General features: G+C 45.0%; 7 protein-coding genes. All 7 read right to left on the bottom strand.

From position 1 onward, the window contains the following. Nucleotides 1-4: 4 nt before the first annotated feature. From G5B43_RS04745 to G5B43_RS04715, 7 genes are read right to left on the bottom strand one after another with little or no spacing between them, the layout of a single operon-like run. Nucleotides 5-3130: a SusC/RagA family TonB-linked outer membrane protein gene (locus G5B43_RS04745; RefSeq protein ID WP_240904756.1), complete on the bottom strand. Its 3126-nt coding sequence runs from the start codon at nt 3128-3130 to the stop codon at nt 5-7. Continuing rightward, nucleotides 3130-4698, bottom strand: coding sequence for a fasciclin domain-containing protein (locus G5B43_RS04740; RefSeq protein WP_165293575.1), 1569 nt, complete (start codon nt 4696-4698; stop codon nt 3130-3132). The genes G5B43_RS04745 and G5B43_RS04740 overlap by 1 nt, the downstream gene beginning before the upstream one ends. Nucleotides 4699-4714: 16 nt before the next feature. Then, nucleotides 4715-6331 carry a fasciclin domain-containing protein gene (locus G5B43_RS04735; RefSeq protein ID WP_165293574.1) on the bottom strand — a complete coding sequence of 539 codons (1617 nt, stop codon included), beginning with the start codon at nt 6329-6331 and terminating at the stop codon, nt 4715-4717. 5 nt (nt 6332-6336) lie between these two features. Then, nucleotides 6337-7803 carry a RagB/SusD family nutrient uptake outer membrane protein gene (locus G5B43_RS04730; protein ID WP_165293573.1) on the bottom strand — a complete coding sequence of 489 codons (1467 nt, stop codon included), beginning with the start codon at nt 7801-7803 and terminating at the stop codon, nt 6337-6339. Between the two features lie 12 nt (nt 7804-7815). Further along, nucleotides 7816-11067 carry a SusC/RagA family TonB-linked outer membrane protein gene (locus G5B43_RS04725; RefSeq protein WP_165293572.1) on the bottom strand — a complete coding sequence of 1084 codons (3252 nt, stop codon included), beginning with the start codon at nt 11065-11067 and terminating at the stop codon, nt 7816-7818. A 38-nt stretch (nt 11068-11105) separates the two neighbouring features. Beyond that, nucleotides 11106-13304 (bottom strand): fasciclin domain-containing protein, encoded by a 2199-nt coding sequence (locus G5B43_RS04720; protein ID WP_165293571.1) that lies wholly within the window; start codon nt 13302-13304, stop codon nt 11106-11108. A gap of 56 nt (nt 13305-13360) precedes the next feature. Further along, complete coding sequence (locus G5B43_RS04715) at nt 13361-14761, bottom strand: polysaccharide lyase family 1 protein (RefSeq protein ID WP_206367241.1); 1401 nt, start codon at nt 14759-14761, stop codon at nt 13361-13363. Nucleotides 14762-14854: the final 93 nt, after the last annotated feature.

The raw sequence follows: 14854 nt of genomic DNA, 5'->3' as shown, positions 1-14854 counted from the left end.
TTCATTACAGCTTAATGTTAACACCTAATTTAAATGTACGTGGCAACGGAATTTTCCCATAGTCTGCTCCCATATAGCTAATCGAATTGCTATAAGCCGTCACGGGATCCAACCCTAGGTAATCGGTCCATGTAAAGAGGTTTTCGCCGGCGATATACCACTCCGAGTTAGAAAGTACATTCAGCCGGTGTTGTCCGAATTTATAAGACAGCGTGATATTTTCTATCCGAAGGAACGAAGCGTCTTCTATCCAACGGCTAGAAAAACGCGCATTTTCCATCGGATCGCCGTAAGCTGCTTGGGGAATGTTGGTCTGTTGTCCGTCCGTTTGCCAGCGGCGTAGTGTCGCCTCCGATTGATTCGCATAACTGTCCATACGCTCCAAACCGCGACGCAAACCGTTGTACATGCGGTTTCCTTTGCTGAAACTGAGCAACCCTTGCAGGTGGATATTTTTGTACCGGATCGCCAGTGAGGTCCCTCCGAAAAGATTTGGCAAGCTATTGCCAAGCAGTTCTTGGTCTTCTGTGTCAATTACACCGTCGCTATTGGTATCGTTAAAACGGGCATCTCCCGCACCAAAAGAACGATTTTTGTAGTCTTGGAGACCCAAAGCGTTTGCCTCCGCCTCGCTGGAAATAACACCTAGAAAACGAGCGCCATAATAAGAGAAGGGGGATTCGCCCACGCGGTTAATGCGCGTGACGCCATCGGCTTGCTGATGTAGCATGTCCACACCGCCGACTAGGCTTTTTACTTTGCTATTCAGCGTGGATAGGTTACCGCGCCATGTAAGCGACCAGTTGCGATTATCGATTACTGCGACATTCATATCCACTTCCAGTCCTTGGTTATGTATCGCTCCACCATTCATATAAATCCGGTCGATCCCACCGATCGGAGAGACCGGGAATGCATTCAACAAGTTACTTGCTCGGTTAAAATAATAGCCTACATTCACATTCAGCCGTTGATTAATACCGGAGAAAATCAAATTGGCCTGCCAGTTTTCATTGTCTTCCCAACGGATCCCTTGGTTGGGAATATTCCCTACCACAATTCCCGCTAGCTGCCGGTATAGCTGGCTTCCATAGTACGCTTGTCCAATCTTCGACGAAAAACGGCTATTCCCCGTTTTGGCGTACCCAATCTTAAATACCAAGTTGTCTATGCTGTTGATGTCTTTTAAAAGTGCCGTGTTCGACAAGAGTAGAGATAAGTCGGCCGCGGGAAAAATACCAAAACGATCCGCGTTTACGCCGGACACAGAGGTACCATCGACACTCAGGCTGACGTCTAGTTTGGCGAGACTACGCCAGTTATATTGAGTATACCCATACACATTCATCCAGTTCCATTGTTCGTTGTATCCCCAAAACAAGCGGCCGGCGTTATTTACATAATTTAGGGTCCGGTAAAAATCTGAGCTCGTATTTCTTCCGGTTCCGGCATCATATTCTTGCGAAGTCAACAGGCCTTGTACACCCCCACCGAAAAAAGCTTCATCGCGATTCCAGTTCTTGTGATACGTTCCGTAGACGTTCCAGGAAATGTTAGATGCTTGTCCGGCTCCTGCTCTCGCGGTATTCAACGCTATCCCGCCCTCTAGCGGTAAGATCGTACCGCTAGACAATCCCGGGATGAAAGCGTTCTGCCGGGTATAGTTGGAGAAGAGACCCAAAACAGCGTTCAGCCGAAAACGATCGGTCGCTTGATAGCCTAAGTTGGCCTGCACGAATACATCGTAGATATCCGACTTAAAATCCGCCGTTTGCAAAAGTGCGAGCGGATTAGATACACCAAATTGACCGACGCCGTCGAGCTCCGGCAGGACATTATTATCCACGTCTTTTTGAAAGGGACTTAGAATCGGCGCCCGGTAAAGTGCCGACACTAATGGACTCGTTGCGGGTAGGATACCCTGCTCTTGCATGTTGGAGGTGCTATACGTAAGTGCAGTGATCGCTTTTAAATCGAACTTGCCGCCCAGATTAATGCTAGAGTTCAGACGGGTGCTGTAACGCGTAGTCGCTGTTTGATCTAGTGTACCCTGCTGGCTCAGTACACCCAAAGATAGATCGTATTTCGCCACCGCATCACCTCCTTTGATACGCAGATGGTTATCGGTAACAAACGCATTCCTATAGATGACATCCTGCCAATCCGTCGCATTGTTATAGCGGAAATTATAATAGTAATTCGGATCGTCACGGAGGAAAGGAAATCTCGTCAGTAAGTCGCCCATATCTTCGTATTGGGTCATTCCTACGATTCCTAATAAGCTTTTATAGTCACTACCCCCTAATAGCGGAATCGTATTGTAATTATGTGCGACTCCGTAATTTCCTTTAAATTCTACCACAGTTTCTAGATCATCCGACGAGGAAGTTTCCAGCAATAGGACGCCATTGGAACCTAGGGATCCGTACCGTGCTGTTTCGGCTCCTTTTAATAAACGGATATGTTTTATGTCCTGTAAGGCAAATGGTGCAAACATCCCCCGGGAATATCCGCCTATGATGGGCGAATTCCCTAGATCCGGTAAATAAGGTATCCCATCGACAACAATCAAGGGCGTGTTATCCGCGTCGAACGAGCGCACACCTCGGAAATTTAACATTCCCCCCTCGGTGACCATACCGCTTTTGTTCAACACCCGCAAACCTGGCATCTCCCCTGTCAGCACCTGTTCGATATCCGCGGCACCGGCGCGGTAGTCATTGTCTGATAGCACACTGCTGTTTTTATCGGAAAACGTACCTTCTACGACATTGACGTAATTCGTTCTACCTTCGCCAATCAACGTTATCTCGAACGTAGTACGTCCCAATATTTCGACATGTGATTCATAATAGCCGGGGCTCCAAACGCGAATGGTGGTAGCACCATCCTCTACGTCCTTTAAGATAAAAGATCCATCTTTTTTCGTGCGGATATTGGACGTGGTGTTGAGCACGGTCACGACCGCATCCGGCACCGGACTCTTGTCGTAATTGCTCACTACTTTCCCGGTAATCGTGGTTTGTGCAAATGCCGGAACGCTCCCACATACCAATACGGTAAACAATAGCGGGAGCCACATCCTCCTCTTCGTTATATTCGTCATATATTCAGCTAATATTCGGTTCATTAATAGTTATTTTGTGTCGGGATCAGTGCCCAGTGGTACGGTTCTACACGTTCTACAGTTCCTTTACCCAACCCCGCAAACTCTATTTTTATTTTAAATGATGTAACATCGGTTCCTTCGATAATTATCGGTCCAACTAATCCCCCCCAGCCATTGTATTTTGTACCCGACACCGTATTCGTCGCCCGGTCATAATTCCAAGGTGTCGCAGGTTCCACGTTGAGGTTTAGCGCCACTGGCGTGTCGTTCACATATATGTTCACAAAAGGATGATTTTTCGCCAAAAATCCCATATACAGGTTATACTCACCAGGAGGTACTTCTACGGTCTTATATCCTGTCGATCCGTCTTCGTTTCGTTCTAACATTATTGGTGTATATTCGATCGAAGCTAACTGACCGTCATCAAGCTCACCTTCAAACATCAATGTACGGTAGGTTAACTCTACGCCAATGGTAGGGAAGGAAACTTTATCTCTGTCTTTCGGTTCTATATTCTTGACATTATTCAATTTAAATAATGCATCCTTTTCATCGTCCGGCACGAATTCCCAGTAATGAAACAGCTGCTTAATCATATCGATATGGACATTATTCGGTATTTTGAGGTGGGTCACTTCATAAATCCGTCCATTACTCATTCGTTTAAAAGCGGCATCGACTTTCTGAATACTTGGTTTCCATAACCTTCCAAAAGCAGAGGTCATGTCTCCTTCCATCACATTATCCACTATACTATTATAAAAAATGGCCTCTTTGATCCACGTGTATGCTTTCAACGAATCCGTATACAAAAAGTCTTTTCCAAATTGATCGTACAATATACCCAAATTATCAAAGCACTTTTCTACCACTTGATTACTTGGTAGAAACATGGTTACATTCGAAAATTCGGATCGGATATTGACACGTTCAAATATTGGGTTTGTGATGACGTACACCGAGTCGTAAAGTGTATTACCAGTGGGGTCTACACCGATGGGGATACTATTTTCAAGATCGAAAATGGTGTCGTTCATCGCGAGGATGGTATCCCGGATGATCGAATAATCATTGCCCAGCGACTCTATATATTCATAGATACTTAAGTCGGGGGTCAGTAACTGGTCAATTTCATGCACAACACCGTTCTGACAAATCTGGTTCCCTTTCACGACAGTTGCGTCACCGATACGGATAGCCGGCCCTTCTTTGTCGATGGATAAATACTTTCCATTGAAGGTCATGACACGCAATCCGCTCTTAAGCTTGGTGTTGTCATACATTAAACTGTTGATATGATAGCGAAGGATAAACTTCGTATCCTCGCCCAAATCTTCCAGTGCGCTCATTTTTTCGTTAGAAACGGCCCAAACGGTCAGGTTCTGGTCGCGCTTCAATTCCTCTGCCAAATCATATTCTTCCAACTTGGCTACGAAGTCCGAATACTGTGGCTGTGATTTCAAATAGTCCAGCAGATTCAGTGGCGACACGGTTCCTTCTTCTTTCCCATAGTGGGTGTCCCAGTTTTTGTTGCAACCGGCAAGTATGGTCACTAAACATACTGCCGCATAAAGTATCTGTTTCATAACAATGAGGTTTAAATTATTCTACGGGATCAAATTGCAGGTAATCCATTGTAATCAGACGGCCATCTAACGATAATATCCGTAAGGTATGATCTGTTGTTTCCGTAAATTCTACCGTACCCATCGCCTGGGTTAAATTTCGCTCTTCCCGGGAGTTCGATATCACTAGACGGGCGTGGATCATCTCATGATCCAAGATAAATGCCGCAATTCCCGTATGCGTCGAATGCTTGGGACTCGGCCAGACAAAGGACACCTTGTATTTCCCTTTTACGATGGTCGGCCCTTTAAATTCAATCCAGCCAGACTCGCCTAATTCAGCACGAAGATGATCGTGGTTCAACAGGGCATACCAATTCCCCTCCGACGGTCTATTATTCCGATAGGTGACTACATTTTGTTTGTATTCAGGCCGTGCAGACCACGTGATATTCGTTAGTTCATTAGCCGTGAATGTTTTGTTATACTGTGATCCTAAGTTGTCATTCCGGTACTGACTCACATTGGCTTCTATATCGGGATAATCGGTCAATTCCCAAATCACCTGCACCTGTTCCGGCAAAAACAACGGCATCCAGTTGTCCACCTCATGAATAACGCCATTTTTACAGGCGATATTGGTTTCTACAAGCGCGATCGATTCTTGTGTTTCCTCATTCTTATTAAGTACCAATCCTACGCCACTTTCAGATACTTTTAGCAACTCATTTGGTGCCATCGTTTGTAGGTTCATTTTGGTTATGCCTTCGGGGAATTGGCCCAGATCGGCATACGATCGCTGTTGATCCAATAAGTGGTATGAAACGTATTTATTCAATGGGTTTTCCGGGCTTGTATAATCACTACTAGCGGGTACCTCGAGCCGCTCCAATAGATCTGGTAGGCCATGAATACCTTCTTTGCTATAAGTCTCATTACTGACAACAAAGGCGGTGTATTTAAACCTTTGCTGAATAGGATTTCCCAAAGGGTCGGTCGTCTCCGTATAAACCGTCGCTAGCTTTTCCTTGTATCCGGTCAGATCTACCAGCGCCTTGAACAGGCTCCAATCTTGCTGTGCTTGCAACCGGTCATAAACGGTCTCCACCAACGGAACCAACACGTCATCAATACTATGGATGATACCGTTCGTCGCTTTAATATCATAACTGTTGAATCTCGACACGCCATTCAGATAAACGGCTTCTAATCCTCCATTTCTAAATTCAACAAACAGGTTATCGTCCGTCGCATTGAGTTCGTTAATGGCGCCACTTTGAAACTGCGCAAATTCTACTTTTACATTCGGAATTAAATGGTATCGAACTAAGTAAGCAGCCTGTTCCTCAGACATTTCTGATACCGCACCTAAGTTTGTTGCTTTTAGATAACGTTCCACACCTTCGTTAACCGGAGCGAAGTGCGTATATATGGCGTCGAGATTTAGTGTATTGTATAAGTTTGCTTTTTGCAGTATCTCTACCCAAAGGCTGTATTTGTCTTCGTTATTTTTCAGGTAAAGAGCGATTGGTGTCTCTTCATACGCCGTATAAGTATTGTTTTCGAAAGCATCCTTACAGGAACTCGCCAAGGTGAGCATCCAACCCAGAAAGATCAGGAACCGCCAGCTCCAAATTTGTTTTTTTGTGTTCATCTCTCTTAATTTAAGTGTTCATAATAGGGGTTCTGTACTAAAAGCCTATTGAAGCGTAATTCATCTATGTGGATCGGCAGGTAGTGTGCATTTTCATTCATCAGCTGTGCTCGAATCACCGGTGTAGAGGCTCCGGGGTTACCTGCAAGTACCTGCTCAATAAAATATTCTTTGTATTTATAGTTGTCTCGCTGGGCGATACGCAATAGATCAAACCAACGCTTCCCCTCTGCTAAAAACTCTTTTGCTCTTTCTTTGAGCAATGCATCCAATAATTGTAACTCCGTAGTTCCTGCATCCAATGGGCGGGATATCGCCGCTCTGGCACGGACGGCAGTGATAAGCTCTATCGCAGCCTGGTAAGAGCTTTCACCTTTCATGATTAGGGCCTCGGCCTTCATGAGATAAATGTCTGCCATCCGGTACACAATCCAGTTTTGGTCGCTAAACGAGCGCGGTATTCCGGTACCTGCTTCCGCACCGAGATATTTCCATATTTTCAAATCGGTGGCATAAGAAGCCCCTAGCGCACGTATATCTTCCGTATCTTCCGCATATAATGACAGGGCATAATTCGAGATAATCCAGTTATACGACGCGCCAAACATATTCATCAAATCGTTATTCTGCGCCTTGGCGTTATCAAACTGTATCTCAAAAATCCCTTCGTTGGTGTTGCCTTCACTAAAGATAGTGAACCAGTTATTGGTGGTATTTACTCTTCCCTGAATCAATCCCACTCGTCCGGACTCCATCACGGCGTTACAAGATATGATTGCTTTATCATATTCCCCCATCCATAAGTAGACGTCAGCCAATGTGGCGTGGATCGCCCATTTCGTGGCACGTCCTTTTGTTTCCCATACCGTTGGCCATATTTCTTTGCTGTTGGCTAAAGCGGTTGTTAAATCGTGTTCAATCTGTAACATGATCTGTTCCTTGGAGGATTTTGCGACCTCATAGGCTGCGTGGTCGTCCATATAAGGTTCGAGAAGGAGCGGTGCTTCCCCAAACGTGCGTACAATGTAGAAATAACTCAACGCCCGGAGGAAATACGCCTCTGATAGATAAGACTGCATGACGGCTTGGTTAAACGAGGGATCTCTGTCCACCACATCCGGAGCGTATTTCAATACCATATTGGCGTAATTGATAATCTGATAAAAATTGCTCCACTTTACCAATTTATTCGATGGAAGGATAGACAAGCCTTTCAGCCGTATCAAGTCCATATCCACAACAAGACCTGCTACACTCAATGTATTGCCACGTCCGTCCCCGAAAATCAGCATATCTTTTACCGCTTTCTGAAGTCCAACATAAGCAGCTCCCAAAACCGCTTCCGCTTCTTCTTTATTTGCCCAATAATCGTCAGTAACCTGCTGGTTTTCTGGCTTTAATTCCAACCATTTCTGACAGGAACCGCTTATAAACAGTACCGTGATCATTAGGAAGCTATACCATACTTTCATAATTTTTCTCTATTAAAAATTTACATTTACCCCCAACGCAAACCGCCGTGGCCGTGGGGTATTGGCATTATCTTGGCTTAACATATACACATCGCTGGAAAGCGATACTTCCGGGTCTTGACCCGAATATTTTGTCCAGGTGTAGACATCTTGTAGGGTCGCAAATACGTCAAAACGGGTAACTCCGAAGCGTTCGATGAGCGACTTAGGCAACGAATAACGTAGCGAAACCATCTTCAACCGCACGAATGATGCATCTTCGACAAAACGATCTGATCCGAGATAGTTATAGCCTTCGCCATACAGCGCCCTCGGAATCATACTAGCATCACCTTCGTTCCGCCATCTTCCCAATACGGCGGTGCTCTGATTACTTGTTCCGCGCATATTCTCTGTACCCATCCGAACTTTGTTCACCACTTTCTGTCCGAATCGGCCGTGAAAAAAGGTACTCAAACGGAACCCTTTATAATGGATATCAACTCCTCCACCCGCCGTAAAGAGCGGCATAGCATTTCCCAAGTAGACAATATCATACTGATTGATAACCCCATTTCCATCGATATCCTGATACTTGGCATCGCCAGCAAATACCCGGCGATCTCCATTCCGTGTGAAAACGGCTTCTCCATCGAGATCCCGAATAACTTCGCCGTTCAGATCCCGAGCATAGGTTTCTTCTAAATTTTGATACACGCCTTGGTATCGATAGCCGTAGAATGAACCTAAGGGATTTCCTTCTACAATTTTGTGAGCGTAATTTTCGTTGTCAAAATCATAGCGTTCAAATTCCATATTATCCGGCAATTCCAGCACGGTATTTCTATTTCTGGAAATATTCAAATGGCTAAAAGTCAGGCCAAAGTCTTTACTACGAACGGCATCAACATTTACGATCAACTCCCATCCTTTATTTTCCATTTTGCCGGAGTTGTAGAAGCTCATTTCTGTGAATCCGGTAGAGGACGGCAGTTTTACATCTTTCTGCAGTAAGTCAGTGGTCACGCGGTTATAAATTTCCCCGGTAATGGTCAATCTGTTTTTAAAGAAGGCCAGATCAACGCCGAAGTCGGTTTGTGTAACCGTTTCCCATTTGAGGTTGTCGAGCTGCATAGATACCGGCCTAATCGCTGCCATATCCCCATAACCGGGGGTAATCGGCTCAAATACGCCCAAATAGGTGTAATTACCTCGCGGTGAGTTACCGGTTTTACCCCAGCTATAACGTAGCTTGATCATATCGGCGATGCCCAATTTCTTGATGAACTCTTCGTCTCCAAGATGATAAGCCACCCCCAGGGCTGGGAATCCCTTCCAGCGATGCTGCGCAGAAACTGCTGTACTGGCTTCCCAGCGATAAGTTCCATTAATCAAATACTTATTTTTAAATCCATAGTGCAAACTCGATATCACACCGATATCTCTTCCCATCGAGTTTCCAGATCCCATCTTTGCAACTGCTCCGCCCGACGTAGGGTCACTCAATGAGGAAGATGCGTTTCCGGAAGTCTCGCTGGCATAGCTAAAGTTTCTTGACTCTCGCGTTTGCACCAAGGCCGCACCTACGATACTGTGATTCTCCTGAAAGGTTTTGTTGTATATAAATTTATTTTCTGTCGAAATGTATAAATTATCGGTTAGCGCATCTGTACTTCTGTTGAAGAATGGGTCTGTCCAGATCACTCCGGTCACGGATTGCGGCAAATACTTTTTATTCTTGGTGGAACGGGTGTCAAAGCCTACTGTACCGGTATATTGTAGTTCAGGAAGGATCTGGTACTGTGCTCTAAAAATAACACGTGCCTGCTCGCCAGACGTTTTGTTAACCGATTCATTGACCATGGCTACCGGATTGTACATACTTTCTTTCTCATCCCCGATAAAACTTCCTTGGAAATTAAGGCGCGGTGTAAAATACTCGTCGGTATAATTACCGTATGCATCCATAAAATACGGGCTCATGTTTGGCATCTTGGTCATCGCCATGCCCCGCGGTGTCTGAATCTTACCCGTCCAGAAATTGTCTCGGTTACTCAATGAATACGACATATCCGCATTGATATTGAATTTGTTCGAAAACTTATAATTCACGCTTACCAGGGAATTGTAACGGTTTAATCCCGTGCCTTTTGTCGTTCCAACATCGTTCAGATATCCCAAGGATATGCGGTAAGTAGCCTTATCTCCTCCGCCACTGATCGACAAGGAATTGTCGACAAAATGCCCGATCTGGGTAACTTGATCCATCCAATTGGTATTTTGGTTGTACTCTTTAAAATAAATCCATGACGGATCGTAATTGATTTCCTGCGTATTATACAGCAATGAGAGGTAAGAAAATGCTTGCTGATACCCCAAGTCGTTTACGGAATTCCAAATCGCATCCTGTATCATGGCGACGTATTGTCCGCCATCCAACATCGGAATGGTTTCTGCCTCTCGTTTGACATCGACTTTACTGGAAAAGGCAAATTGAGTTTTACCCTGACGGCCTTTTTTCGTTTTAAAGAGTAGAACTCCATTCGCACCACGAGATCCCCATATAGCTGTTGCCGCAGCATCTTTCAATACTTCGATCGATTCGATATCCATCGGCGAAATGTTAATCAACGCGCCGAAATCCTCGTCGTTGGCCGTTGAGAAATTAAAATCACTGGAAATCTCCGTGGGATAAGGTACCCCGTCCACAACAATCAAAGGTTCTGAATTCCCGTTGAGCGACGAGGTTCCACGGATGCGGATCGAGCTACGCGCTCCGGGATCTGCACTGGAAATGATGTCTACGTTGGCTAAGCGACCTTGCAGCCCGCTTTCAATAGAAGCAAAGGGCATGGTTTCCAATGCTTTCATATCAATACTCTCGGTCGCAGATACTTGGTTGCGGTAAGAGATGCCCATCGCGTTGCGTTGCTGATCCCCTGCTCCGGTCACCACTACTTCTTCAATCGACTTATCGTCTACTTGCAGCGTCACATTAATTTCGGCTTGTCCTGTATAGGGAATACGTTGTGATATGTAACCTATACAAGCTACGACTATCGTCAAATCATTCTCAACGGGCACTTCGACACTGTACTGTCCTTGGGCATCTGTAGAAGCCCCACGTAAGTTTCTATTTTCCTTGTTTTCCACAAAGATTGAAGCTCCCTGTAGCGCTTCATTTCCTTGGCCCCTTATATTTCCCGTCAATACACGGGAAGACTGCGCCACGACGAAAGAAATAACGCCGAAACATGTTATTAAGGTTAATATATATCGCCTCATTTATTTTTTTTTAAATGCTAAACCTAAAATTCAATCCGTTATTGTTTTAACAACTTGTTTATCCGGTAAACAGCGCCATCACTAAATACCTGCGGGAAATCCCCTAAGACGGGAATAATCGTTCCGTCTGAATCAATTAGTTCAAGCTTTGTCCCCCGGTCGGCCAAGCTAATTTGCCGATACCCAGTTGTTCCAAGTCGCTGTGCGGTATCCCAGGTTCCTTGTATTCCGAGTCCCGCAAATGGATAATCACCTAAAGCGTTGTCCGGAACAGTTACAAAATATGATTTTACATAAGCTGCGAGCTCTGCCTTTTCGGTCGGGATTGTCCCGTCATTCAGTCCCGCCAATACCGTCGCGTTATCGGGCGCAAAAAGCAAAAAGCGGTTTCCGAACAGGAAGGATAACGAGTTTCCCACTTCCATTAATCCGGCCCGGGCGAGCAATTTGGAGAACTCCGCATACGGATGCAATACGTTAGCCGAAGATTCCGCACCGATCAGGGTAAACTTAATACTTCGGGTTTCTGCACTCATGGCTACCTGTGTTTCCATACTTGCGCCGTTATACCACGTGCCTGGGATAAATTCTGCCGCTGTATCTTCCAGACCGTTATACGTCGATGTCGAGTGAACTTTGCCATCGATAATATAGACATAGTTAAATGGGTTGCGAGTACGGTATACCTGTTTCCCCTGCAGGGATGTTATTTTTCCATATACAATATGGTCAGAAACAAAATTCGCCATCTGATTTTCGGACAATGGCACCAGCACGCCATCCGAATTCTCGACGAGAATGTTCTCATCGCCAAACACAGCTGGGTGCCCCTCCGTCCAGAACAGTTGGCTATCACCAATAAACGTTTCTAGAAGAACCTCGTTGTTCGGGATGAAAAGGGTAAAGTCGATATCTCTGCTTGCCAAGGTTTGATATAGGCCGGATTTAAACAGCATATACATGAAAATCCGGTAGTCTGGGTTTCGGAATGCGGCTCCGGTGACACTATTGAACATGTCTGGAACCAGTACTTTATCCAAGCCGTAGAACGCACCATTAGAAGTAATTGCCTTTTGTTTTACATCGCTACTCGGACTAAACACGATCGGGGTTCCAAAGGCTGTTTTGATATCTGGGTTCTTCCCGATTTCAGACGGAAACACCACATTGCCTTCGTATACATGATTATACAAAACCAACAACAGAGGTAGTAGATCCACTTGGTCTAAGGAAGCGTAATGTGCAGATAGGTACGTATTAAAAAAACTTTGAAAGGCTTGGTTACTAGGCGCAAATACATTAAACCCTCTATAGGTTAGGCCAGCCAAATCGAAATAGGCTACTGCATCGGATAAGCCGTAGGTAGTCCATTCCGATGCAATGGACGGCAGTAAGCCGTGGGACACGTTATAAAGCGAATCGCCTGCCATCCCGTAGTCGCGACTTGTTTCCTCATCATAGGTGAAGGTGCGGTATCTATCATATACGGTTAAAAAGTCTGCATATTCGGGTAACTCTGCTATGGTAGCGTGTATAGTTTTCAAAGGTTTCAAAACTTCGTCGACAATGTAGATGTACCCGTTATCGGTTGGAATGGCATATTCCGCCACTCGGGCATTGGCTACGTTAAAGCCGCCGTCTCCCTGCCATGTTCCGGCACCAAAGAAATATTCATAATTGCTCGCGGCATCAATTCCTTTTGTCTGGAAATGTGTCTGGGACAAAACCGGTAAAAAACGGTCTTTATTGAATACCTTCCGTTGCCTTCCCGTAATGGGATCTAATTCAACGCTAATAGAATCTGAACTTCGCGTACGGTGTTTATAGTAAAGACCTGCCATATTGAGCTCTCTTGCTTCGCTACCATTCGGTTGATAATTGATCAACATGTCTCGGCTATAGGCGTAATAGACCAAATGATAGCCAATCAGCTTTTTCAATTCTTGTAGTGGAACTTGGGCTACGGAAGACCAATTGTTTTCAGCCAGATATCGCTGGAACGCTTCGTCGGACGGAGCAAAAACGGTGGCGATGGTTTTTCCATCGAGGACTTCTTTGAATCCTGCACGTTCTGCGGCTTCCAAAAACAGGGTAAACTGCCCCCTATCCTCTAAAACTTCCCAGCTATTACCCTTAAGCCAATCCGGACGCTCGTAATGCGAGACCAGTTCCTTTTTAGAACAAGCTGCAAAACAAGCCATAAACACACTCACCGTGTATAATAACAGTTTCTTCATGAATGATTTGGTTTATTACGTTGTTAGTTATTATTTACTTTTTACTTTAGTCTATCTTATTCTTCTGCAAGACGATGGAGATAGACTTCTATATTCAAATATCCCTTATATTCCGCATGCTTACTCCTTTTCAGCGCATCGCTCGGATCATTCTTATCCAAGCCTAACTCCTCTTCCCAACGATCCGGTATACCGTCTTCGTCGGTATCAACCAATGGCTGCCCAGCTGATAAAGTACCAAGTCCTCCATTACTTAATGGCAGGTCGGCTTCATCATATACGTAACTTCCGGATTCACCTAGGCTTTTGAGTTCCTGAATCAAGAGCTCATCTACCTGATCTCGTTTCGGCCGTGTTGCGCCAACTTGATTAATCAGATAAGAAACTACTTCTTGTGCTTGCAACGCCGGCGATACGGAGGGGTAATCGGCATAATCGGCCTTTGTTTTAAAATTTTTCAACGCCAACCCTGGGTACCATTGCTCATTCTCTTCTATCAACACGCCATCTAATATCCCATTTTGGTTGTTATCGTAATAATTGCCCGTTTGATACAGGTTAAAATTCTCGTTCCCTCTCGAAAACGGACTTTGCTTGTTTTTTGGTGTGGCAGGGCCACCAATAAAATAGTTATTGAGGATAAGTGCGTTCGAGATCATTGCAGAACCCCCACCTAAAATATAAGCGTCTGCTGACAGTTTGTGTTCTTCCTGCGTCTTATTGGCGTTGCCAAAATTATACACCACATTATTCACAAACTCGTTGATACCTTTAACTTTAGGGTTACGGGTTTTATTACTGATATAAAGCGATTTTAATATGGACACCTTTCCGCCTGTTTGCATCAGCCCGCCCGCAGAATGATTATACCGATGCAGCCCTTGAGCAATGATACAGTTTTGGAGGGTTATACTATCCGGTTCCAATCCTTTCTTGTCCCAGCTGATAGAAAAAACTTCATCTAACCCCCATGAAAACGACATGTGATCCAAGATTATATTTTTACCGTTTGCGATGCCGGACGCATCCTCATTTTTTCCTGCACCTGCGTTAGCACCCAAGCGGATCCGTAAGAAACGCGCAATGGTTTCGTTTGATCCAGAGAAGGACACTTTACGTCCATAGAGTACGACACCATCTCCAGGAGCGGTATGTCCTGCAATCGTGGTATACGGTGCAATCGTTATATTACTTTTTAAATGGATTACACCAGCTACCCGAAAAACCACAAAGCGTCCGGGCTGGCTCACAGCATCACGAAAAGAACCAGGTCCTGCATCTTCAAGGGTTGTTACCGCATAGACTTCTGGCGTCGTGTATCCTCTTGCTCCTTGTGCAAAACGTCCAAAACCTTCTGCTCCGGGAAACGATGGCAATTGTTGTGCCCGCAACACGGAACTTAGGGTGAATAAGACCCCGATAAATAATCCTCCGATTAGGTTCAAATCTCTCCTCATCTTAGTTAGTTTAAGACAGGCTTAAAAAAGCCCCTATTTTAATGTTTATACGTTGGTGTTTAGTTATTACATCCGTTTATCTCGAAACGATGT

The sequence above is a fragment of the Sphingobacterium sp. SGR-19 genome (assembly GCF_011043555.1).
GTDB lineage: Bacteria > Bacteroidota > Bacteroidia > Sphingobacteriales > Sphingobacteriaceae > Sphingobacterium.
This window is presented reverse-complemented; position numbering and strand designations above follow the sequence as displayed.

What these genes read in the sequence shown, in the direction of transcription:
- G5B43_RS04745 (WP_240904756.1), bottom strand. Translation starts at nt 3,130, where the DNA reads ATGAACCGAATATTAGCTGAATATATGACGAATATAACGAAGAGGAGG.
- G5B43_RS04740 (WP_165293575.1), bottom strand. Translation starts at nt 4,698, where the DNA reads ATGAAACAGATACTTTATGCGGCAGTATGTTTAGTGACCATACTTGCC.
- G5B43_RS04735 (WP_165293574.1), bottom strand. Translation starts at nt 6,331, where the DNA reads ATGAACACAAAAAAACAAATTTGGAGCTGGCGGTTCCTGATCTTTCTG.
- G5B43_RS04730 (WP_165293573.1), bottom strand. Translation starts at nt 7,803, where the DNA reads ATGAAAGTATGGTATAGCTTCCTAATGATCACGGTACTGTTTATAAGC.
- G5B43_RS04725 (WP_165293572.1), bottom strand. Translation starts at nt 11,067, where the DNA reads ATGAGGCGATATATATTAACCTTAATAACATGTTTCGGCGTTATTTCT.
- G5B43_RS04720 (WP_165293571.1), bottom strand. Translation starts at nt 13,304, where the DNA reads ATGAAGAAACTGTTATTATACACGGTGAGTGTGTTTATGGCTTGTTTT.
- G5B43_RS04715 (WP_206367241.1), bottom strand. Translation starts at nt 14,761, where the DNA reads ATGAGGAGAGATTTGAACCTAATCGGAGGATTATTTATCGGGGTCTTA.